The 22,589-nt window shown below is 59.0% G+C and carries 23 protein-coding genes; 15 read left to right on the top strand and 8 right to left on the bottom strand.

The genetic code is table 11. From position 1 onward, the window contains the following. Positions 1-204 precede the first annotated feature (204 nt). From HX868_RS12450 to HX868_RS12435, 4 genes are all read left to right on the top strand, one after another. Positions 205-1,188, top strand: a complete 984-nt coding sequence (locus HX868_RS12450; protein WP_177003070.1) for a DUF1852 domain-containing protein — start codon at positions 205-207, stop codon at positions 1,186-1,188. Positions 1,189-1,216: 28 nt separating this feature from the next. Next, positions 1,217-2,245 (top strand): methionine synthase, encoded by a 1,029-nt coding sequence (locus tag HX868_RS12445; RefSeq protein ID WP_177003069.1) that lies wholly within the window; start codon positions 1,217-1,219, stop codon positions 2,243-2,245. Further along, complete coding sequence (locus tag HX868_RS12440) at positions 2,245-2,751, top strand: flavin reductase family protein (RefSeq protein ID WP_177003068.1); 507 nt, start codon at positions 2,245-2,247, stop codon at positions 2,749-2,751. Before HX868_RS12445 ends, HX868_RS12440 begins: the two co-directional genes overlap by 1 nt. A 173-nt stretch (positions 2,752-2,924) precedes the next feature. Next, the gene (locus HX868_RS12435; RefSeq protein ID WP_177003067.1) at positions 2,925-4,157 is read left to right on the top strand and encodes a serine hydrolase domain-containing protein; all 1,233 of its coding nucleotides are present in this window, start codon (positions 2,925-2,927) and stop codon (positions 4,155-4,157) included. 44 nt (positions 4,158-4,201) lie between these two features. On the opposite strand, the gene HX868_RS12430 is transcribed toward HX868_RS12435, so the two are convergent. After that, positions 4,202-5,086, bottom strand: coding sequence for a LysR family transcriptional regulator (locus tag HX868_RS12430; protein WP_177003066.1), 885 nt, complete (start codon positions 5,084-5,086; stop codon positions 4,202-4,204). Between the two features lie 103 nt (positions 5,087-5,189). Between HX868_RS12430 and HX868_RS12425 the strand changes: the two genes are divergently transcribed. From HX868_RS12425 to HX868_RS12415, 3 genes are all read left to right on the top strand, one after another. Continuing rightward, on the top strand, positions 5,190-6,179 hold the full coding sequence (locus HX868_RS12425) for a zinc-dependent alcohol dehydrogenase family protein (protein WP_177003065.1): 990 nt from the start codon (positions 5,190-5,192) through the stop codon (positions 6,177-6,179). Positions 6,180-6,521: 342 nt separating this feature from the next. Next, complete coding sequence (locus tag HX868_RS12420; protein ID WP_177003064.1) at positions 6,522-6,761, top strand: DUF6124 family protein; 240 nt, start codon at positions 6,522-6,524, stop codon at positions 6,759-6,761. 224 nt (positions 6,762-6,985) lie between these two features. Further along, on the top strand, positions 6,986-7,867 hold the full coding sequence (locus tag HX868_RS12415; protein ID WP_177003063.1) for a DUF2971 domain-containing protein: 882 nt from the start codon (positions 6,986-6,988) through the stop codon (positions 7,865-7,867). A 157-nt stretch (positions 7,868-8,024) separates the two neighbouring features. On the opposite strand, the gene HX868_RS12410 is transcribed toward HX868_RS12415, so the two are convergent. Further along, positions 8,025-9,575 carry a TIGR04141 family sporadically distributed protein gene (locus HX868_RS12410; protein ID WP_177003062.1) on the bottom strand — a complete coding sequence of 517 codons (1,551 nt, stop codon included), beginning with the start codon at positions 9,573-9,575 and terminating at the stop codon, positions 8,025-8,027. A 142-nt stretch (positions 9,576-9,717) separates the two neighbouring features. Beyond that, a complete protein-coding gene (locus HX868_RS12405; RefSeq protein WP_177003061.1) occupies positions 9,718-11,562 on the bottom strand; it encodes an ATP-binding protein in 1,845 nt (614 codons plus the stop codon). A gap of 285 nt (positions 11,563-11,847) precedes the next feature. On the opposite strand from HX868_RS12405, the gene HX868_RS12400 reads away from it, so the two are divergent. Beyond that, a complete protein-coding gene (locus tag HX868_RS12400; protein WP_177003060.1) occupies positions 11,848-12,147 on the top strand; it encodes a hypothetical protein in 300 nt (99 codons plus the stop codon). Between the two features lie 17 nt (positions 12,148-12,164). On the opposite strand, the gene HX868_RS12395 is transcribed toward HX868_RS12400, so the two are convergent. After that, positions 12,165-12,773, bottom strand: coding sequence for a LysE family translocator (locus HX868_RS12395; protein ID WP_028617168.1), 609 nt, complete (start codon positions 12,771-12,773; stop codon positions 12,165-12,167). A 112-nt stretch (positions 12,774-12,885) separates the two neighbouring features. Here HX868_RS12395 and HX868_RS12390 point away from each other — a divergent pair, with 112 nt between their 5' ends. The 4 genes from HX868_RS12390 to solA all read left to right on the top strand — a co-directional run bounded on the left by HX868_RS12390 (position 12,886) and on the right by solA (position 16,697). After that, on the top strand, positions 12,886-13,749 hold the full coding sequence (locus HX868_RS12390; protein ID WP_028617169.1) for a LysR family transcriptional regulator: 864 nt from the start codon (positions 12,886-12,888) through the stop codon (positions 13,747-13,749). A 47-nt stretch (positions 13,750-13,796) separates the two neighbouring features. Next, a complete protein-coding gene (locus HX868_RS12385) occupies positions 13,797-14,159 on the top strand; it encodes a hypothetical protein (RefSeq protein ID WP_177003059.1) in 363 nt (120 codons plus the stop codon). Positions 14,160-14,231: 72 nt separating this feature from the next. After that, positions 14,232-15,479 (top strand): hypothetical protein, encoded by a 1,248-nt coding sequence (locus tag HX868_RS12380; protein ID WP_177003058.1) that lies wholly within the window; start codon positions 14,232-14,234, stop codon positions 15,477-15,479. Between the two features lie 42 nt (positions 15,480-15,521). Next, positions 15,522-16,697, top strand: a complete 1,176-nt coding sequence (solA, locus tag HX868_RS12375) for an N-methyl-L-tryptophan oxidase (RefSeq protein WP_177003057.1) — start codon at positions 15,522-15,524, stop codon at positions 16,695-16,697. An 11-nt stretch (positions 16,698-16,708) separates the two neighbouring features. On the opposite strand, the gene HX868_RS12370 is transcribed toward solA, so the two are convergent. Then, positions 16,709-17,431, bottom strand: a complete 723-nt coding sequence (locus HX868_RS12370; protein WP_177003056.1) for a BPL-N domain-containing protein — start codon at positions 17,429-17,431, stop codon at positions 16,709-16,711. 304 nt (positions 17,432-17,735) lie between these two features. Here HX868_RS12370 and HX868_RS12365 point away from each other — a divergent pair, with 304 nt between their 5' ends. Further along, positions 17,736-18,362 carry a LysE family translocator gene (locus tag HX868_RS12365; RefSeq protein WP_177003055.1) on the top strand — a complete coding sequence of 209 codons (627 nt, stop codon included), beginning with the start codon at positions 17,736-17,738 and terminating at the stop codon, positions 18,360-18,362. On the opposite strand, the gene HX868_RS12360 is transcribed toward HX868_RS12365, so the two are convergent. Continuing rightward, entirely contained in the window at positions 18,363-18,989 is a 627-nt protein-coding gene (locus HX868_RS12360) for a glutathione S-transferase family protein (RefSeq protein ID WP_177003054.1), read from the bottom strand. It abuts the gene before it with no gap. A 130-nt stretch (positions 18,990-19,119) separates the two neighbouring features. Here HX868_RS12360 and HX868_RS12355 point away from each other — a divergent pair, with 130 nt between their 5' ends. After that, positions 19,120-19,575: a VOC family protein gene (locus HX868_RS12355; protein WP_016976469.1), complete on the top strand. Its 456-nt coding sequence runs from the start codon at positions 19,120-19,122 to the stop codon at positions 19,573-19,575. Here HX868_RS12355 and HX868_RS12350 read toward each other — a convergent pair. Continuing rightward, positions 19,553-20,179, bottom strand: a complete 627-nt coding sequence (locus tag HX868_RS12350) for a TetR/AcrR family transcriptional regulator (RefSeq protein WP_177003053.1) — start codon at positions 20,177-20,179, stop codon at positions 19,553-19,555. The genes HX868_RS12355 and HX868_RS12350 overlap by 23 nt on opposite strands. Positions 20,180-20,314: 135 nt before the next feature. Between HX868_RS12350 and HX868_RS12345 the strand changes: the two genes are divergently transcribed. Next, positions 20,315-20,755: a hotdog fold domain-containing protein gene (locus tag HX868_RS12345; protein ID WP_177003052.1), complete on the top strand. Its 441-nt coding sequence runs from the start codon at positions 20,315-20,317 to the stop codon at positions 20,753-20,755. Positions 20,756-20,793: 38 nt separating this feature from the next. Here the strand turns inward: HX868_RS12345 and HX868_RS12340 are convergent, their stop codons facing one another. After that, on the bottom strand, positions 20,794-22,521 hold the full coding sequence (locus tag HX868_RS12340; protein ID WP_177003051.1) for an OPT family oligopeptide transporter: 1,728 nt from the start codon (positions 22,519-22,521) through the stop codon (positions 20,794-20,796). Between the last annotated feature and the right edge of the window lie 68 nt (positions 22,522-22,589).

The raw sequence follows: 22,589 nt of genomic DNA, 5'->3' as shown, positions 1-22,589 counted from the left end.
ACAAAGGGGCTGGTTTTGGCGCTGGCCGTGCAACGGGCCTACACCCCATCATGAGGAGCGCTAACGCTGCGGTGAAATCAATTCAGTTTTGCTCATGTTGCTGCCTGCCTAGAATGCACCCTACTTCAAGACAAGTTATAGACCGCTGAACACGCACTTGAACACGTTCAGGTGCTATCGCGGCAATCAGGGTGTGGCATCACAATGAACAAAGAATTTGCATTTACGGTCAAGAGCATTCGTTTCGACGAGCACTATCACCCCGCCGAAAACACGCGCATCACCACCAACTTTGCCAACCTGGCGAGGGGCGCGAGCCGTCAAGAAAACTTGCGCAACACGTTGCGGATGATCGACAACCGCTTCAATGCCTTGGCCCATTGGGACAACCCCAACGGCGATCGCTACACGGTCGAGCTTGAAATCATTTCCGTAGAAATGGACATGGATGCCCAGCGCAGCGGCCATGCCATTCCTTTGATTGAAATATTGAAAACCAATATTGTCGATCGCAAAACCAACGAGCGCCTGGCCGGCATTGTCGGCAATAACTTTTCCTCTTATGTACGCGACTATGACTTCAGCGTGCGCTTGCTGGAGCACAACAAAGATCAAGCCCAGTTCAGCACACCCGCTGACTTCGGCGAGCTGCACGGGAAGTTGTTCAAGAGCTTCGTGAATTCCAGCACGTACAAAGAGCACTTCAACAAACCGCCCGTGATCTGCCTGAGCGTGTCGAGCGCCAAGACCTATCACCGCACCGAAAACCTGCACCCTGTGCTGGGCGTTGAATACCAGCAAGATGAATACTCCCTGACGGATGAGTACTTCAACAAGATGGGGCTCAAGGTTCGCTATTTCATGCCGGCCAATAGCGTTGCGCCCCTGGCGTTTTACTTTTCCGGGGATTTGCTCAGCGACTACAGCACCCTTGAGCTGATCAGCACCATCAGCACCATGGACACCTTCCAGAAGATTTACCGCCCAGAGATCTACAACGCGAACTCGGCAGCCGGCAAATCCTATCAACCCAGCCTGCAACACCAGGACTATTCACTGACGCGGATTGTGTATGACCGCGAAGAACGCGGCCGACTGGCCATTGAACAGGGCAAGTTTGTTGAAGAGCACTTCATCAAGCCCTACCAGTCGGTACTGGAGCAGTGGTCTGCCCACTGCGCGCGTTGATTCCCTTAAAAGACAAGGTCACCCTTTAATGAAAAAGTTATTGCCTACATCAATCGCCGGCAGCTTGCCTAAACCGTCCTGGCTGGCACAACCCGAGACACTCTGGTCGCCCTGGAAACTGCAAGAAGAAGCATTGATCGAGGGCAAGCAAGACGCGTTGCGCTTGTCGCTGCAAGAACAACAAAACGCCGGGATTGATATCGTCAGTGATGGCGAACAAACACGCCAACACTTCGTCACCACCTTCATCGAACACCTCAGCGGTGTGGATTTCGAGAAGCGCGAAACCGTCAGAATCCGTGACCGTTATGACGCGAGCGTGCCGACCGTGGTGGGGGCTGTCGCGCGTCAAAAGCCGGTGTTTGTCGAAGACGCCAAGTTCCTGCGCCAGCAAACCAACCAACCGATCAAGTGGGCGCTGCCAGGCCCTATGACGATGATCGACACGCTGTACGACAACCACTATAAAAGCCGCGAAAAACTGGCCTGGGAATTCGCCAAGATCCTCAATGAAGAAGCCCGGGAATTGGAAGCGGCGGGCGTGGATATCATCCAGTTTGACGAGCCTGCCTTTAACGTCTTCTTTGACGAGGTGAATGACTGGGGCGTTGCCACCCTGGAAAGGGCCATCGAAGGCCTTAAATGTGAAACAGCGGTGCACATCTGCTACGGCTACGGGATCAAGGCCAATACCGATTGGAAAAAGACCTTGGGCTCCGAGTGGCGCCAATATGAAGAGGCGTTTCCCAAGTTGCAGCAATCGAGCATCGATATCGTCTCGCTGGAATGCCACAACTCCCATGTGCCCATGGAACTCATCGAACTGATTCGCGGTAAAAAAGTGATGGTCGGTGCCATTGACGTGGCCAACCACGCCATTGAAACACCGGAAGAAGTTGCCAATACCCTGCGCAAAGCCCTGCAATTCGTGGATGCCGACAAGCTTTACCCGTGCACCAACTGCGGCATGGCGCCCCTGCCCCGCCGCGTTGCGCGAGGCAAGCTGAAGGCGTTGAGTGCCGGCGCTGAAATCATCCGCCGAGAACTGTCGAACTGATGCCCACCCTGTCACGTCCCTGTGCGGCCAGCTTTCGCGAAGCGCTCGGGCACTACGCCTCCGGCATCACGGTGATTACATCGCACATCGATGGCGAGCCGATTGGCTTCACCTGCCAGTCGTTCTACAGCGTGTCGATGAGCCCACCGTTGGTGTCATTCAGCGTCATGGCCAGTTCCGCCAGCTACCCCAAGATCCGCCAGGCCGGTCGGTTTGCCGTCAACATCCTCTCGGGCGAGCAGGTCAAGATCTCCAACCAGTTCGCGCGGCGTGGCACCGACAAATGGCACGACGTCGACTGGCAAGCATCGCCCTTGGGCAACCCGATCATTGCCGGCAGCCTGCATTGGCTCGATTGCGAGATTCACGCCGAACACACCGCCGGCGATCACCTGATCGTGATCGGTGAAGTAAAAGCGCTGAACCTGCAAGAGACGGCGGCGGCGCAGCCGTTGCTGTATTTCAAAGGGCAATATTGCAACCTCGCCGCGCCCGGCGTGGTGTGAGCCTTTACCCGCGCCGCCCTCGCCAGGGGCGGCCGCTGTCCCAATCCCACGCATAAACCGGCCCGATCCCGCGCGCCAAAAAAAATCCCCCATCGCATGCTGGTTCCGGCACGCCAGCCTCGCTGACGCGTCGCCGTCCCTTAAGACCGACCCACAATAATAAAGAGGTTCTTATGCCCGTGCTCCCGCGCCTCAAGCGCCGCCCCCTGCCCGTGTTGATGGGCGCCGCCACACTCGCCCTGTCGCTGGCCGCCTGCGCGACCCAGCCTTACCCCCACGCACAGGAGCCGATTGGCGACGTGCAAGCCATCTACGACGGCAAACTCAGCCCGGAACTGGCGGTAACCACCTTCCGCAACACCGACCGCCTGTTCCCGGTACGCACCATCAAGGCGGGTGGGCATCCGTTCCCCCTGCCGCGCAGCGCCCAGCCCCTGGCCCCCGTGGCGTTCGAGTTCAAAGGCAAGCACTACAGCCTCGACGACTACGTGGTGACCAACCGCGTCACCGGCCTGCTGGTGCTCAAGGACGGCAAGATCGTCGACGAGCGCTACGCCCACGGCAACACCGCCGAGACTCGCTGGATGTCGATGTCGGTGGCCAAATCCGTCACCTCCACCCTGGTCGGCGCAGCCCTGCACGACGGTTCCATCAAGAGCCTGGATGACAAAGTCACCCGTTACCTGCCGGCACTGGTGGGCAGCGCCTACGACCAGGTCACCGTGCGGCAGATCCTGGCGATGCGTTCCGGGGTCAAATGGAACGAGAAATACACTGACCCCACCTCAGACGAACGCCACCTGATCCAACTGCGCAGCGAGCAAGTGACCGGCTCCCTGCTCAAGTTCATGGCCACCCTCTCCACCGCCGCGCCGCCGGGCACCCGCACCAACTACAGCACCGGCGAAACCCAAGTGCTGGGCCAACTGGTCAGCGCCGCCGTGGGCAAGCCGCTCACCCAATACCTCAGCGAAAAAATCTGGGGCCCCTACGGCATGCAGACCGACGCCAAATGGTGGCTCGACGGCGCCAACGGCAACGAAGTCGGCGGCAGCGGCATCAGCGCCACCCTGGAAGACTACGGCCGCTTCGGCCAATTCGTACTCAGCGGCGGCAAGGCCGGTGGCAAGCAAGTATTGCCGGAAGGTTGGTTGAGCTTCGCCAGCGCGGTCACCGGTTCAGATGGCGCCTACGGCGAGTTCGCCTCCATGTGGTGGCCCGGCTGGACCGACGCGTCCAAGGCCGACAAAGCCTTCACCGCCGCCGGCACTTTTGGCCAGTACGTCTACATCAACCCGACCAAAAACGTGGTGATCGTGGTGTGGCAGGCCCAGACCCAACCCACTGGCGGCAAGGTGATCGACGACATGGTCGCGTTTGACGCGATTGCCAAAGTGCTACCGTAACTGAACAGGGGGCGAGCCATTCTGACGCTGGCCCGCCCCCTCGATCACCGCCCCAACACCCCTTTTACAAACTCCACAAAACTGCGCACCTTCGGCGTCACCTGCCGACCCGCCGTGTACAGCAAGTTCATCGGCAACACCGGCACACTGTAGTCCGGCAACAGCGCCACCAACGTACCCTTGCGCAGCGCGTCGTTCACCAACTCCTGGGGCAGCAACACCACGCCCAACCCGGCCACCGCCGCCGACAACAGCGGGTCACCCTGATTAATCGTCAAACGGCTTGTAATCGGCACCTCCACCCGCCCCTCTGGCCCGTCGAACTGCAAATGCGAGCGCCCGTCCGAATAGGCAAACGCCAGGCACTCATGCTCCTGCAAATCCCAAGGGCTGCTGAGGGCGGGCCGCCGCGCCAGGTAGGCCGGCGCTGCGCACAACAGCATCTGGTAAGGCTTGAGGGGCAAGGCGGTCAAGCCGCTGTCGGCCAGCTCGCCGATGCGAAACACCACGTCGTAGCCGTCTTCCACCAGGTCGATCAGCTCGTTGGACAAGGTCAGGTCCACCGACACCTGCGGGTACTTGACCATATATTCCAGCAAACGTGGCGCCAACGTGCTTACACCAAAGGTGACCGGCGCATTGATGCGCAGGCGCCCGCTGGGCACACCACGGGTGACGGCAGCCATTTCCTCGGCAGCGTCCATGTCGGCCAAAATCAGCTTGGCGCGCTGGTAAAACGTGCGCCCAAAGTCGGTCAGGCTCTGCTTGCGCGTGGTGCGGTTGAGCAGCGACACACCCAGGTGCTGCTCCAGCATCTTCACCTGCTTGCCGATCAATTGCGGCGACAGGTTCAACTCATCCGCCACCGCACTGAACGAACCCAGTTCCACGGCTTTGACGAAAGTGGCCATCAAGGTAAGGCGGTCCATTGGAAACCCATTGTTTCTAGTGTTGCGCCATCCTAGGCCTTTATCCCGCGCCCTCCCAAGCCTAAATTGAACGTCTTATCGATCCACACCGAGGTTTACCCCCATGGCACGCATTGTCCGACTCCACGCCTACGGCGACGCCAGCGTCTTGAAACTCGAAGACATCGACGTCCCCGCCCCCGCCGCCGATGAAGTGCAGATCGACGTCAAAGCCTTCGGCCTCAACCGCGCCGAAGTGATGTTCCGCAACCACGCCTACCTGCAAGAAGCCGAATTCCCCAGCCGCCTCGGCTACGAAGCCGCCGGCGTAGTCACCGCAGTCGGCGCCAACGTCACCGACCTTAAAGTGGGCGACGCCGTCAGCGTCATCCCACCGCTGGACATCGCCCGCTGGGGCACCTACGGCGAAGTCGCCAACGTACCCGCCCACCTCACCGTCAAACACCCGCACAACCTCAGCTTCGTCCAAGCCGCCGCCTCGTGGATGCAATACGTCACCGCCTGGGGCGCCCTGGTCGAACAAGCCAAACTCACCACAGGCGACTTCGTACTGGTGACCGCCGCCTCCAGCAGCGTCGGCCTCGCCGCCTTCCAGATCGCCCGCAGCGTCGGCGCCACCGCCATCGCCGTCACCCGCACCCGCGCCAAACAACAAGCCCTGCTCGACGCCGGCGCCCACCACGTCATCGTCAGCGATGAAGAAGACCTGGTGGAACGCGTGATGCAACTGACTGACGGCAAAGGCGCCCGCGTCGTGTTCGACCCCATCGGCGGGCCGGGCTTTGAAGCGCTCACCCAAAGCATGGCCCAGGGCGGGATCTTGCTGGAGTACGGCGCACTGAGTTCCGAGCCGACGCCGTTTCCGTTGTTTACCGTGTTGGGCAAATGTTTGACGCTCAAGGGGTATTTGTACGCCGAGATCGTCGCTGACCCGGCTGCGTTGGAACGGGCTAAAGCGTTCATCTTGGATGGGCTGGCGTCGGGCGCGTTGGCACCGGTGATTGCGAAGACGTTTGGGTTGGATGAGGTGCAGGACGCACATCGGTATTTGGAGGCGAACCAGCAGGTGGGCAAGGTGGTGGTGACGGTGTGAGGGCGGTGTCCTAGGACATTTCCCAAAGCTGGGCAGTGGCTTGCCCGATTGCCTACGCCTGCGTCAGAATCCGCCGGCTTGTGCGCTGGGGTGGTGGAATCTATGGTTGCGCGGTCGCTGAATTTTTCGGTGATCGGGTTTAGTAGCCTGATGGTTTATCCAGACAAAGTGCACAAGCTTCAATCAGTCAGACGACTCCGTCTGCACCTGATGGTGGCTGTGCGCAGGGCGCCTACGGGCGCGCCGGCTTTCGTTTGGATTCCCCGGTCTACTAACCTGCGCACAGCTGCCTCCCTTTTGTTTAGTAGCTGAGGGGTGGTGGCCAAAGACAGGAATGCAAACATGTTTGAAGGTTCATCAGATTTGCCTACGCTCTTTTGCGTTGTTCCAGACGCCAGTAACGAAATTCTCATTACCAACAGCTACGAAATCTTTACCTCAGTCAGCACGCTACTGCTCGAACTGTCCGAAGATCTGAGCGGTAAGCAACGTGATATTGCATTAGCGATCCACCAGTTGAGTGAATTAGGTGTAATCCTTACCACCAAACTCCTTGATCGCGAGGTACCGAAGGCTAGCTGATTATCAGCGCAAAAATCCGCCCCGTTGAACGCAGGACCACTGAAAATTGCGTACTACAATTCCCGTTTTTGGTGACTTTTTTTGACGAGAGACAAGGGAAAAGTGGTCAAACTAATTTTAACTTAAATAAGTTTTGCCCCTTTCCCTTTTACCTTTCTCCGTACATCATAACCCGTAGAAAAACCACATCACTCCATCTCAAAAGCCTTAAAAAAGGTCATTCCATGCCAGACAGCTTTTATAAATACATGAGCTTCAGTACAGCAAAAATAGTTCTTGAAAATCAGACGCTTCGCTGGACGACACCATCGACGCTTAATGACCCGTACGATATCCAATTTGATTTAAACGTAATATTCGACAGAAAGAAGGTTCTTGCAGATACGCTAGAAAAAAGCTGGAAGGTCTATCAAGGCCACCTGGAGTGCTCTAAAGAAAATAAAATGTACGAAGTAATGAATTTACTTCGCGAGCACTGCAAGGGGATGCCCAAAGACCATTTCTACAAAACCCTCTCAAAAGGTATCACTGAGTCATTTAAAGTACTTGACCGCACCATAGCATCCACATATGCAACTACTAGAGAGATCTTGTCAACTTCAAAAATCCTATGTCTAACTGACTCCCCCACAAATCAGCTGATGTGGGCATATTATGCTGACAGCAACAGGGGGGCAGTACTTCAGTTTTCGCAAGAACCTGGTGCAGACAGCCCCTATAAAATGGCCAAGCCGATAAAATACAAAAAAGAACTCCCTAAACTTTTTGAGGAAGATGAACTTTCAGATTTTCTATCTGGAATCATCGCTTTCGACCAACAAAAAAGAGTTGACGATCTAATATACACAAAATCTGACGCATGGACCCACGAACGAGAATGGCGCATATATACGGGTAACGGCAGAGATAAACTTGCTCCACATGAAGATATTAAATTTGGGCATCGTGAACTTACAAGCGTCATATTAGGCTGCAGGATGTCAGAGGCCGACAAGACAGAATTATCCTTATGCGTTAATCGACTGTATCCTCACGCAGAAATAGTCACAGCAAGCTTAGCAAACCATAGCTACCAAATCGAACTAACTCCTGTAAATGCAAATTAACTCTCACCAACACAAAGCCAACAAAAAATCCTTAGCTCATCATTAGAAAACCTGAAAAACTCAACTAACAAATTAAAAATCAGCAATCCTTAACGAAAAGATGGCTTACCTAATTTACAAAAATTCCGCATACGCCACCCAACCGCCAAAATAAATATTAGTTACTTATTCGACTTACTTCAACCTGATACCCCATTGCAGTAAGCCGCTGTGAAAACTGTCGAAAATTCACCTTAGAGAAAAACGGCACATGTAAAACTTCATTCGGCTGCATAATTGCAAATACGATCTTGTTTCTAGGCTGACTCGATGGATCGAAAACGAATCGAAACTCTCCATCTTGAGCAAGATGAGCATTAACCTGAGTCAGTACATCCGGGCTATTGATCAATGCTTCAGCTGAAACGTATGCTTGTGAGAACAGATGACTAAGAACACTCGAAGAAGAATATTTCTTCACGTGGATAATGTGGTGTTCTGGGGTAAGGAGATCACAAAACTCAAATGGGCTTGAAGCTCCATTTAACCGCACCAATTTCTGATCCAAAAGATGAAAGCTTTCCCCGTCAGCAATTCGCCTCAAATAGGGGCCTTCATGGTCTGTACCATAGGGAGGAAACTGAAGTTCTGAAGGAGTTGCAGCTTCAAAGCACCGATTAACTTGGTCGGTATAATCTCTATCTATCTGGTACCAATCCCCCTCACTTAGTAGATACACCTTTTCCTCGAATTCAATCTCCGCCTCAATACAGCCATACAATGGCCAGCAACCCCGCTGCTGTTCATCTCCACCATACAAATAGATCTTCTCAGAATGCAACAGCGGCAGAGTCGCCGCTCCAAGTATTTGCTTTATTAATAGTGCCTGTCGAAGATCCAAATCAAAGCTAATAGCCGGCCCATTGCGAGAGCGAGCACTATGTCGAACATAGCCAAAACCACTGATATCTTCTGATAAAAGTACGGGTGCGGCTGCACGAACCCTATCGAAACCCTGTGCATTTACAGCATCTACTAGCAAGTCATCCAGTTGAGACTTGAGTACAGCATCTCTCACAGGGACTATATAGTCCATCCAAGGGTATTTCTCCTTGCAACGTTCATCTTCGTAAGCATTTATCAATCGAGTCGCGATTTCAGGAAACTGCTCCAACCTAACATCGGAGTGTAAAGCTAGTGAGTCCGAACCGCTCACATACTCCTCATCATTGTCGTCGTTTTCCACCACCCCCGTAAGAGACTTTAAAATCTCAGAGTCGAACTTGAAATCAAATTCCGATATAGAAAGATGCTTTGAAGATTGCGCCTTGGAACGAAGCGGAGTTCGGTCGATATTAGATTTCTCTACTGACTTTATCAACAAAGGATCAGTCAAACTCATCGCCGTCCGTAGTCCGAAATAACGCTCAATACTGGGACTATCAATCAGGTGTCGAGCATGACCAAAGGTGAAACAAAAAACTCGATTATTAATTACCATAACCATCAGAGCTTTTAGAGAGCTACCGCACAAATCCAACTGTGCAATCTCTTCAACGCGTCCAAACAACTGCGTCCATCTTGGGTGGGATGGATTTTTCTGGTGGTAGAAGAGACACTCAACGCCATTTATCAAAAATGGAATGGGAACAAGTCTAATCTCGCCGGATATGGCGTCAGTTAAGGTTCTTCCTGCCTTGAGTAAAAACACATTGATAGTGAGTTTCACACGTCCTCCTTGACTCTCCGGCCTGATGTCAAACTGACACTCTGTCGAACGCGCGTCAAGAGCCTACGTGAACCGCATTCGGACCACGCTTAAAAGGCTTGCTGGTCTCACCCCGCACCCTATATTTTTATCTTTGCTTGGATCATGCCCTACCTCCCAACAACTCCCTAACCCTCCCCCCCAACACCTCCACCGCAAACGGCTTCGTCAACACCCCCATCCCCGCCCCCAACTGCCCATACCCCATCACCGCATTCTCCGCATACCCCGTAATAAACAACGTCTTCAACCCCGGCCGCAGTTCCATCCCCGCCTCCGCCATCTGCCGCCCATTCATCCCACCCGGCAACCCCACATCCGTCACCAGCAAATCAATATGCACATCCGACCTCAACAGCTTCAGCCCCGCCGCGCTGTCTGCCGCTTCGATCACGGTGTAGCCCAGTTCGCCGAGTACATCGGCGAGCAGCATGCGCACGGTGGATTCGTCGTCGACCAGCAGCACGGTTTCGCCGTGCTGGGCGACTTCGATAGCCACTTGCCCTGGGGCCAATTCATCCCCCGGTGCCGCGCCGTGGTGGCGTGGGAGGTAGAGGGACACGCAGGTGCCTTCGCCTTCGGTGGAGTGCAGGTGCACTTGGCCGCCGGATTGTTGGGCGAAGCCGTAGATCATGGACAGGCCCAGGCCGGTGCCTTGGCCGATGGGTTTGGTGGTGAAGAAGGGTTCGAACACGTGGGCCATGACTTCGGGGGGCATGCCGGTGCCGGTGTCGGTGACGCTCAGGCGCAGGTACGGGCCTTCGGCCAGGTCGTAGGCGCGGGCGGCGGTGGCGTCGAGCCAGTGGTTGCTGGTTTGCAGTTGGATGCGGCCGCCTTGGGGCATGGCGTCGCGGGCGTTGATGCACAGGTTGAGCAGTGCGTTTTCCAGTTGGCTGACGTCGACGAAGGCGGTCCAGGCATCGGCGGCGCCGGTAGTTTCGATCTGGATGCCGGGGCCGGCGGTGCGTTGGATGAGTTCGGCCATGCCGTACATCAGGGTGTTGACGTTGGTGGCGCGCGGTTCCAGGGTTTGCCGGCGTGAGAAGGCCAGCAGGCGTTGGGTGAGGACGGCGGCGCGTTTGGCCGAGCCTTGGGCGGCGACCATGTATTTGTCGACGTCGGCCAGGCGGCCTTGGGTGATGCGGCGGTTCATCAGTTCGAGCGCGCCGGAGATGCCGGCGAGCAGGTTGTTGAAGTCGTGGGCCAGGCCGCCGGTGAGTTGGCCGACGGCTTCCATTTTCTGGGATTGGCGCAGTTTTTCTTCGGCCTGCATGAGCATGGCGGTGCGTTCGGCTACACGCTGTTCCAGTGTTTCGTTGAGGGCGCGCAGTTCAGCCTGGGCGTCGCGCAGGGCTTCGTCGGCGATGGTGCGTTCCAGCAGGTCGGCGGCTTGGCGGGCGAGGATGTCGAGCAGGCGCAGGTCACGTTCGGACGGCTGGTGCGGCGTGCTCCAGTGGGTGGAGATCATGCCGAGCAGGCGGCCATCGCGGGAGCGCAGCGGCGTGGTCTGGGCGGAACGGATGCCCGCGCGGCGGAAGGCGATCAGGTCTTCGGTGCCGGCAATGTCCACCCACTCTTCAAAGTCGGGGATGATGGCGCGCTGCCCCAGTTGCAGGGCCATGGTGCAACTGCTGTAGGCCATTGGGCTCACCCATTGCCAGAACCCGACCGCTTCCGGTGGCAGACCGCGCGAGCACAGCAGTTGCAGTTCACCGCCGTGGCCGGAGGGATGGCCCTGAGGGCACAGCAACTGCATGGTGCCGAACTGCGAGCCGGTGATGGACACGGCGGCGTCGACGATCTTGCCGTAGAGGGCTTCGAGGTCTTGCTCACCGATCAGGTCGAGGCTGATGCGGTGCAGGAACTCGATGTCCGACAGGGCGGTTTCCGAGTCACGGGAAACGCCTAGGGGGAAAGCGGCCGGGAAGGCGGTGCGTAGGGTTTTCATGAGACTACCAAGGGAATGGCATTGAGCTATTAGCAGCGTATCAGCAAAGCTGTGACCACGCGCTATGGGCAGACGTTCGGTGGTGGTGTTGCTTGGGCTTTGGCTAGGCTGGGAGAGCGGCCTGTCAGCAGATTTATGCTTGTCTGAGACTCCGCTTTCGCAGGCAAGCCAGCTCCTACAGTTGATCTTTGTTGTTGCTGACGTTGGGGTCGCAGGTGCAACCGCAAAAACAGCTTGGCAGTGTTGTAGACTTCCCGGCCTTCCCCCCTACTTGAGAACATGGACGTGAAAAAACGCCTGCTGCTCGGATGCATCACCTTAACCCTGGCCGGCTGCACTTTCACCGGCGCCAACGAAGTGGCACCGGGCGAATACATGATCACCAGCCATGGCAGCATCTTCAATTCCCGTGAAGGCCTGCTGGAGAACATCAACCAGAAAGCCGCGAAAGTCTGCGACGGCAAGCCGTATCACCTGGAAGGCGACAGTGGCGCGAACATGGTGGTGAGCACCACCACGCATATCGGTCAAACGCCCACTACCGTGCTGGGCCTGAAGGCGGTGTGCGAAGGTCGCAAGGACTGACGCCCGTGCCATTGCCCTCAGCTGTGAATGGGTAACGCCAACCCAAACAGCACAAAGAACCCGCCGCAGACTTTGTTGAACCGCCGCCCGGTTCGCGCCAACCAAGGCCGAACGCGGTGCGCGGCGCTGGCCACGGTGTATTCAACGACAAACTCGACGACGGCGTAGGTCAGCGCGATGGCGGCGGTCTGCGCGATGAGGTTTCTATGTGGGTCGAGGAACGGTGGAATAAACGCGGTGAACAGCAACAAGGCCTTGGGATTTGACAGGGCCGATACCCACCCTTGGCGGAACAGCGACCAGTGTCGCTGACTCACCGTGCCTGTCGTATCCAGGCTGACGGGGGCCGAGCGCCACAGGCCGAAACCCAGCCAGATCAGATAAAGCCCGCCGGCCACTTTCAAGGCCATGAACCAGGTGGCCGAAGCCTGGATCAGTGCGCCCAGGCCCAACGCGCACAGCGTCAGCACCATGGCAAAGCCGAGCACGCCACCGCTGATGGTGAACAGGGTTTTGCGGCTGCCGTGGAGCGCGCCATGGGTCAGCACCAGCAACGCATTGGGGCCTGGCACTACGGCGATGCCGCAGCAGGTGAAAAAGTAGAGCAACCAAGTCTCGAAGGGCATGATCAGGTCCGGCAACAGTGGATTCAAGCCCGCATCCTGCGAGCGAACGGCTATCATGAAAAGCGCATAATTCACGCCGCAGCCATTCGATTAACGAATAGAGATAACCCGCATGCCTTCCAGTGATTTGCAGATCGATTGGCTCAAGTGCTTTGTGGCAGTGGTGGACGCCGGTTCGCTGTCGGGCGCGGCCCATGAGGTGAACCGGTCGCAGTCTGCCGTCAGCATGCAAATGAAGAAACTCGAGGCCGCGCTGGGGCGGCCCTTGTTGAACCGTGGCCCGAGGCATCTGCAGTTGACCGATGACGGCCAGACGCTGCTGGGTTATGCGCGTCGTATGCTCGCGCTGCACGCCGAGACCCAGGCGGCGTTTCATGGCGAAACCTTGACCGGGCGCATCCGCCTTGGGGTCGCGGAAGACTATGCGGCCAAGTACCTCACGCCGGTGCTCAAGCGTTTTGCGCCGCGCTACGCCGGTGTGGACATTGAGCTGACCTGTGAACAGTCCACCGCCCTGATCCCACGGGTGCGCAGCGGCGACCTCGACCTGGCGTTGGTGTCCAGGGACTCGCCGCACAGTGGCACCTTTCTATTCAAGGAACCGATGGTGTGGGTCGGCTCACCTCAGTTCGAACTGTGGCGCCGGGACCCGGTGCCAATCGCCGTGTACGAAAGCGCCAGCCTGGCTCGGCGGTATGCGGTGAATTCACTGGCCCAGCAGGGGCGTCAGTTCAAGGTGGTGTACAACAGCTCCAGCCTCGCCGGCCAAGTGGCGGCGGTCGAGGGCGGGCTCGCGATTGCCGCGATCACTCAATGCACGGTGCAGCCGTCACTGCAGGTCTTGGGTAGCGAACAAGGGTTGGGGAGTATCGAACCGATGGAGGTGTCGATTCTGCGCAGTCGAGACTCTCGCGGGTCCAAGGCGGTCAACAGTCTGCATGCGTTTATCATCCGTGCGCTTAGGGTTCAGGCGTAGCGCGCGCCCTGTTAATCTGCGGCACCTGCCTTCTTACGGAGCTCTCTGTGAGTTCATCAAAACGCGACAGCACCCGCATCGAACGCCGCCTTGTCGCCGCGCTCACCGACGCCTGCGAAACCGCCAAAGCAGAAATCCCGGGGTTTGAATGGCTGACCCACACGGTCAATTACGCCGACTTCCCCGGCAGCCTGCATATCACCTGGGTCTTCGACACCCGCGCCAGCCAGGCGCAGGCCGTGGCGACGGGGCTGGATGCGCGTATCCGCGAGTTGACCGCCACCGCCCTGCACGACGCCGAGATCCCGCCCGTTCAATTGGCGCGTTGCGTTCACCTGGATTCTGAAGAAGCCTGCCACGCCCAGCACGGCGGTAATTGGCGTTTGCGTCTGATGCGCTCAGCCAACTAGAGACTGACCCCCGAACTGCTGGATAATGCCCCCCGCCCTGTTCCTCGCCTGCCGATAAGGAAGTCCTATCCCATGAAGTTGCCGTTTTCCGCTGCCCTGCTCGCGTCTGCCCTGCTGGCGCCTTCCTTTGCCCAGGCCGATGACGCCGCGTTGGTCGACACGCTCAAGGCCTTCACCCGTTGTGACGAGACGTTCTTCAGCCGCCTGAACACCCATCGCGACGCCTGGCAGGCCTATGCGCCGCTCAAGCAGCAAAAGGACTTCACCTGGATCGCGGTGCGCGACCGCACCGAACCCAAGGCCTCGGCAGTGCCGGTGAGTGCGCCGGCCATCGCGGGGTTGAAGCTGCTGTCCTACAACGATGAGGTCAGCGATCTTGGCCCGCTGGGCCTGTATTACTTCTGGGGCTTTACGGTGGACGGCACGATTGATGAAGTCGCCCCGCGCCTCGCAGCGTTACTGGACCAACCCGCTGCGCTGCAAAAAGGCGAGGGGCAATACACGCGCAGCGAGTTGAAGGTGGGCAACAGTTGGCAGGCGATCAAACCCATGCCGGGCAAGGCACCGGGGCTGCGCAATGTGGAGCGGGTGCTGATCGTGGAGCCGGAGGGCAAGCATTCCCGTGTGAGCTGTTCGGTGCAGGGCGGCGTGAATGCCGGGCTGCTGGCGCTGCTGCGGCCGGACATCGCGCCGGTGGACTACCCGCGCACCGTGGCCGACACTAATCTGGCCGATGTGCCTGTGCCGCCCAACGTGCTCCAGGGCCTCGACGCGCCGCTGTTGCAGCCCAAGTTCAAGACGTTGAGCTACACCTACCTGTCGAAGAACGGCGCGGGCAAGGACGCGCCGATCACCATCCGCTTCAAGGCCGAAGGTGGTTTGCTGGTGAAGAACGAAGCCTACGGCGCCGCCTTCAATGTGGACCGCCTGATGCTGGCGGACCTGATCCAGCTGAAGTCGAAAATGAACGGCGTGGGCGAAGGCCAGGTGCTGCAGACCCGCGAGGCCGAGGTGAAACTCCCGACGAGCTGGGCGCCGGGCCAGACCCTGAGTGCACACCTGAAGATGGCCAATGTGCCGGTCAAGCCTACCGACAAACCGCTCGAAACCACCTTGACCTGCAAGGTCAGCGAGCGCTTCCCGGCACGCCAGGTGTTCGCGTCGTTGACGGGCGATGCCATTCGGTTGACTTGCGAGCAGGACGGTTATTCGTCCAATCGCGCGTTTATCGAAGACCTGGGCGTGGCGTTGACGCTGGAGTCGACGTCGAGCCAGACCCACTATGTGAATGAAATCCAGACGCTGGACGTGGTGCGCTGACGGGGCGTTTTCCCAAACCAGCTTCTCAATGAGGTATTAACGATGGAACGTTATGAATCGCTGGTCATCGGCTTGGGCGCCATGGGTGCCGCCACGGTGTACCAACTGGCCAAGGCCGGTGTAAAGGTCGCCGGTATCGACCGTCATCACCCGCCCCACACGTTTGGCTCCAGCCATGGCGATACGCGGATCACGCGGTTGTCGGTGGGTGAAGGCGCGCAGTACGTGCCCATCGTGCGCAATTCGCATCGCATCTGGCGGGAGTTGGAGGCGCTGTCGGGGGAGTCGCTGTTCGAACAGTCGGGGTTGCTGGTGCTCACCTCCCGTGAGGATTTCGACCCAAGCGATGAAACCGACTTCACCCTGCGTACCATCGGCCTGGCGCAAACCTACGGTATCGAGCATGAGGTGCTGGACGCGGCGCAGATTCGCCAGCGCTTTCCCCAATTTGCCCAGGTGGCCGACAGCGCCATCGGCTATTACGAACCGGGCGGCGGGTTTGTGCGGCCCGAGCGCTGCATCGAGGTGCAACTGCGCCTGGCCGAGCAACAGGGCGCGACGTTTTACACAGGCGAAACCGTGACCCACATCAGTTCGGATGAACAAGGCGTCACGGTGACCACTGACCAGCGCACCTTGCAGGCCGACAAGCTGGTGGTCAGCGCGGGCAACTGGGCGGGGGGGTTGCTGGGGGCGCCGTTTGATCGGTTGCTCAAGGTCTATCGTCAGCAGCTGTTCTGGTTCGAAACGGAGCCGGATGCGGCGCTGGTCGGCGCGTCTCCTACGTTCATTTTTACCCATGGGCCGGGCGAGGGTCATACCAACTACGGCTTCCCCGCGTTACCTGGCGAGGGCAGTTTGAAAGTGGCGACGGCGCAGTATCACACCGTGTCCACGCCGCAGACGCTGGACCGCACGGTGTCGCCCACCCAAGAACGGGAGATGTACGAGCAACAGGTGCAGGGCCGCATCGCCGGGCTGACGGCCAAGGTGGTCAAGTCAGCGGTGTGCGCCTACACGGTGACGCCGGATCACCACTTCATCATCGACCGGCATCCGAGGTTGCAGCACACCTTGGTGGTGTCGCCGTGTTCGGGGCATGGTTTCAAGCATTCGGCGGCATTGGGTGAGGCGTTTGCGCAGTGGTGCGTGAAGGGCGAGAGCGAGTTGGATCTGTCGTCGTTTTCGTTGAAGCGTTTTGAAGGGCAATCGTTCTAAGAACGAGGGCTTCAAAAGCTGCGGACCAACGAACCAAACAGATCACCCTCGGGCATTTTGCTCAGCGGGATCTCGGCATTTTCAAACCACTCCCGGCTGGCCTCAGGGTGCGGGCCGCTCAGCACCACCACGCCCTTTTCATAGGTATACCGCGCCGCCGCGACGTCACCGTTGCGGTAGGTGGCGATGGTTTTGTACGACCCTTTCGGAAAGTAGGGGCCGTCCTGGAAGAAGACGTGATCAGCCTTGCCCGCCCACGTGACTTGTACGGCGGCGTCGGCGATGCCGGGCACTTCGAAACCGGGGCGGCCGGCTTCGCCGTCGAGGTCCTGGGGGATCAGGCCAAGGTTGTTGTCATCTGCCAGGTAAGCGCCCATGCACAAACCCAGGTAGCGGCCGCCGTTGGCGACGTAGCTGCGGATGGCCTCGCTGCGCGCATCACCCAGGCTACGCAGCGCGCCGGGAATGTCCTGGCCGCCGCCGGGTTGCACGTAGAGGTCGTAGCGCGCCAGGGTTTGTGGCGTGATGTCGATCGACTCATCCGCGCCCACAAAATCGATGTGATAGTTGGGGTTGAGTCGTTGCAGGGCCTTCGCCACGTTTTCGGAACAGTCGTCACAACCCGCCGGGCCCCGGTAGATGGCGACATGGGTGATAGGCGTCGCGGCCTCGGCCGGTGACGGCAGCAACAGGACAAAGGCAAACAACGTGGCAGTGACGGCTCGCAGGTTCATGGCGATGGGCTCCAGGGCAGACACCCCAAAGCCTATAGCGATTGCGCCGTTCAATCCGTTAACAGTTGTAAACACCATTCACTTGGGGATAACTGGGGGCCGTGCCTAATGTCAGTCAGTTAAGAAGCAGAAAGGGTAAAGGTAACCTGTGGCGAGGGAGCTTGCTCCCGCTGGGCCGCAAAGCGGCCCCAAAAATGGGACTGCTACGCAGTCCAGCGGGAGCAAGCTCCCTCGCCACAGGTACACTATTCACCCTTAACTGAAGGGCATTAGGGGCCGTGCCCCCTTTATGAGAGCGTCCGCCATGTTTGAACTCGCCTCCCTCATCACCTATGTCGCCGTAGTGATTGGCCTGTTTCTGATTCCAGGCCCCTCTGTGTTGCTGGTGATCACCCGCACCGTGCAAGGCGGGCGCAAGGTCGGCGTGGCGACCGGGCTGGGCGTTGCATGCGGCGACTTGCTGCATACCCTGGGCGCGGCGTTGGGGTTGTCGGCGATCCTGATGACGTCGGCCACGGCGTTCAACGCGGTGAAGTGGGCCGGTGCGGCCTACCTGATCTACCTGGGCGTACGCGCGTTCATGGCCAAGACCGGCACACAGGCGGGGCTGACCTTGCCTGCCGTCACCCCGCGCCAGGCATTTTTCCAGGCGGTGGGCGCCGAGGTGCTCAACCCGAAGACCGCGATTTTCTTCCTGGCGTTCCTGCCGCAATTCGTCCACCCGGAATCCGGCTCGTCGCTGGTTCAGTTCGCGGTGTTGGGCCTGATCTTCTCGGTGCTCAGTGCGGTGTACACCAGCCTGCTCGCCCTCGCCATCCGCCCCTTGAGCCGAGGCATCAAGGGGCTGTCCAAACTGCGGCGCTGGGAAGGCAAAATCATCGGCACGCTGTTTATGGGGCTGGGGCTGAAGGTGGCGTTGCAGCAGCGTTAATCACTGGGCAAACGCATACGCCCCGCCCTGCTCCACCGCCTTGCGATACGCAGGTCGCGCCTGGAACTTCTCCACCCACGCTGCCAGGTTCGGGTAGGCCTGCAACTTGCCCTGGGCCCTGGCGATTTCGCCGATAAAGCTCATCTGGATATCCGCGCCGCTCAGCTCGTCGCCAAGCAGGTAGGCGTTGCCCGCGAGCACGTCGTTGAGGTAACCGAGGTAGTTGGCGACTTCCGATTCGATACGCGGATGCAACGGCGCGCCAGCCTCGCCCAGGCGGCCGACGTAGAGGTTGAGCATCAGCGGCAACATGGCCGAGCCTTCGGCAAAGTGCAGCCACTGCACGTAGTGGTCGTAGGTGGCGCTGGCGGGGTCCGGTTGCAGACGGCCCTGGCCGTGGCGGCGGATCAGGTAGTCGATGATGGCGGCGGACTCGATCAGCACCAGGCCGCCGTCTTCGATCACCGGGGATTTGCCGAGCGGGTTGATCGCCTTGAGCTCCGGCGGGGCGAGGTTGGTTTTCGGGTCGCGTTGGTAGCGCTTGATCTCGTAGGGCAGACCGAGTTCTTCGAGCAGCCACAGGATGCGTTGCGAGCGTGAGTTGTTGAGGTGGTGGACGATGATCATTGAAGGCTCCGCAGGGCGAGAGAAATGTCTTGGAAACAGACTACGCCAGCCTTCGGGAGTGCCGACAAATAATTTTCTACGTGACGGACGCCGTGGTTACCATGGGGATCGGTTCGAGAGGAGGCACACCATGGATCTGAAATTCAGCCACGTCGACATACTGGTCGAAAACCTTGAAGAAGCCTGTGCCTATTACGCACGCATTCTCAAGGCACGCATCTCCAAGACGTTCGTGTGGGAGCGCGGCGGCCTGCATGTGCGCTATGCCGTGGTGTTGATGGGGCAAGAGCGCTTCATGCTGGTCCAGCCGATCGCCGGCAACCTGCGCGAACTGTTGGACGCCCACGGCGAAGGCATGATTTACCGCCACTGCTACACCACGCCGGACATCGAGATTGCCTATGACGAGCTGATCGCCGCCGGTGTGCAGCCGGAGAACGAAAACGGCGTGCCCCTGGCCCGCGAGAACCTGCAATCGCCGTCCGGGGGCCGCATTATCTGGCTGCCCAAGCGCTTCGGGCATTTCTCCATGGAGATCCTCGAAGAGGCGACGCTGGAGGCGTTTATTGTGGAGGCGTTTGGCTGATCGAGGCCCACGCCGCCTGCGCCAGCAACGCGGCGTAGTGATTCGGGCTGTGCTTGACCCGGCCGGATAACCACGCACGGGCATAGCTTTCGGCCGAGCCGATGATCAGCGACAGCAGCAGTTCTGCCGGGATATGGCTGAACGCCTCACGGCGGCCTTCGTCGCTCATCCACTCGGTCAATTGCGCATTGCGCTGCTTGTTGCGGGTGAGCAGCTCGTCCTTGTGCGGGCCGTTGGCCACGGCGAAACGGCTCTGGAACATAAAGCGCGCCCATTCGGGTTGCGCATCCACCCACTCCACATAACTGCGCACCAGCGCTTCCACGCCAGCCTGGGCGGTTTGCGCCTTCTTGAGGTGTTGCTCTCGCAAGGCGGCCTGATCTTCCAGCGCGGCAAAAAACAGCGCGGCGACGATGCCTTCCTTGTTGCCGAAATGATGGTAGATGGCGCCCACGCTGGTCTCGCACCGCGCGCGGATGGTTTCGATATTCGTCGCTTCAATACCGACTTCGTTAAAGCTGGCCAGGGCCTCGCGCAGGATGCTGCGCTTGAGGTCGCCGCGCCGGCTCGGGAAGGTGCGCTCGATCAGATCAGGTGCGTGCATGAAGTGGCTCGCCAAATGTGCGGAGTCTAAAGGTACAGCCGCCCGCAGAGAAGGCATGGCTTGACACCCATTGAATTTACAGAATATTGTTCCGTTACAGAATATTATTCTGTCAACCCATTGCTAGGATAATCCATGAGCCAGTTTCTCAGCATGTTCAACAGTGTAGGCCCTGCAGCGTTCAGCCAAATGGCCTGCCAAGTGGCGCCCTACTTCAGCACCATCAACCCGCAAATCGCCGAACTGCGTCCTGGGCATGCCGTGGTCAATGTGCCGTTTCGCAAGGAAATCACCAACCACTTGGCGTCCGTGCATGCCATTGCGTTGTGCAACGCGGCAGAGTTGGCGGGAGGAACGATGACGGACGTGTCGATTCCGTCAGGCGCCAGATGGATTCCCAAGGGCATGACCGTGGAGTATCTGGCGAAGGCCAAGTCGAACATCCGCGCCGTGGCGGATGGCAGCGGCATTGATTGGTCAACCGCCGGGGACAAGATCGTGCCGGTGGATATTTTTGATGAGGGCGAAGTGAAGGTGTTCACGGCGAAGATCACCATGAATGTGAAGATCGCCTGAGGCCATGGCGGCAGGCTCGGCAATTGCCGAGCCACGCTTCAGTGCACCATCGACCACAGTGATGCCCCTACGCCGGTGATGCTCTCACCCGCAATCAAACCGGCGGCGGCCGTAATCGCAAAGCGCTCGGTGAGGCTCGGCCAGCGGCAGCTCACCAGCCAGGTGAGTATCGCGCCCAAGGCCATCATCAGCGACACCGAGGCGGGCAGCACAAAAGCCAAGCCCAACGCGGCCGCACTCGGGAGGTAACGGGCGCGATGGGCAGGCAAGAGGCTGTCCGCCACACCCAGCAGAACACCGACCAAGCCGCCGATGGCAATCGCCCAACGGATGCTGGTGGACAGTGAATCGAGCCCATGGGTGAGGGTTTGCGCCACGGCTTTCCAGGTGGCGACCGCCGGTGCCGGCCACTCTTCGGTAAGCAGCATGGTTTGCGGATCCGGGATCAACGCCAGGTAGGCGAAGACGCCAACGATACTGCCGATGAAAATCCCCAGGATCTGCGCGATTACCTGCTTATGCGGCGTGGCACCAATGGCCTTGCCCACCTTGAAATCATTCATCAAGTCGGTGCACTGCCCGGCCGAGCCACCGGCCGTGTTGGCGCTCATCAGGTTGATCGGCACCTGCCCCGGCGCGACGATGCCGAAGCTCAGCTGGGACAGTTGCCCAATGGCGCCGATAGGCGGAATGCCGGTGGCACCCACCACGCGCGCGGCGACGGCGGCGAGGCAGATCGCCAATGGAATGGTGAGCAAGGCCATACCGAGATTGATGCCAAATAGCGCTGCCTGCAGGCTCACCACCAGCACGATCGACAATACAAAACCGGCTGCCGGCCCCGGCTTGGGCACTGTCCAAGTCGAACCGCCGCTGGCGTCGGTTGACCGGTACAACGCCCACAAACGAATCGCCAGCGAGGCCAAAGTGGAACACACCATCAGGCTTACGCCCGGCCACAGCAACCACTCCACCAGCGCGGCGAACTGCGGGCCGCTGCTGCCCGCCGGCAAGGTCACCAGGTGTTGCGCCAACAACCAGGGGCCCAGTCCACCCCAGGCGAGCAAGGCGCCGAGCAGCAGGGTCAGGCCCACGCGAATGCCAATGATGCCGCCAAAGCCCACCAGCAAAAGCGAAGGGTCGGCGGTGAAGGTCAGGCGCTCCAACTGGGCGCTGGGCGACCAGCGCGGGAAGGCCCACATGAAGGTGTCCACCCACTTGACCAGCCCGGAGAGCAACGCGGCACTGAGCAAAACCTTTAAGCGCGTTGCGGCTTCGCGCCCGTGGTTATAGATGTGCAACAGGGTTTCCAGGGTGGCCATGCCTTCGGGGAATTTCAGCGCCTTGTCATTCAGCAGCGAGGGCCGTAGATACCAGGCAATCCAGATGCCCAGGAAACTCACCGAGAACACCCAGGCAATCATCGGGACGGCGTCGAGCTGGTTGCCTGTCAGCAAGGTGTAGGCCGGGATCGGCGCCACCAACCCACCGGAAATGATCGACGCGGCGGCCGACGCAACGGTCTGGTTGATGTTGCTTTCGTGCAAGGTCCACGGCAGGTGGTCGGCGGAACGCTTGGCCACCCCCTGAAAAATGGCGTAGCCGATCAGCAGTGCGATGATCGACATGTTGAACGACCAGCCGATCTTCAACCCGGCGTACACATTGGACGGCGTGAGCAGGATACCGAGGACACTGCCGGTGATGACGGCGCGCAGGCTGAGTTCGCGGGTGACGGGGCCGTGCGGGAAGGTCGTTGCGGACATGCGGATTCCTTTCGGCAAGGGAACAGGGCTACCTGACAAGTGAGCCCCGTATCCGCCGAAGGTTCATC

This window comes from Pseudomonas reactans (genome assembly GCF_013385825.1).
GTDB lineage: Bacteria > Pseudomonadota > Gammaproteobacteria > Pseudomonadales > Pseudomonadaceae > Aquipseudomonas > Aquipseudomonas reactans.
The sequence above is the reverse complement of the archived record's forward strand: the minus strand, read 5'-3'. Positions and strand labels throughout refer to the sequence as shown.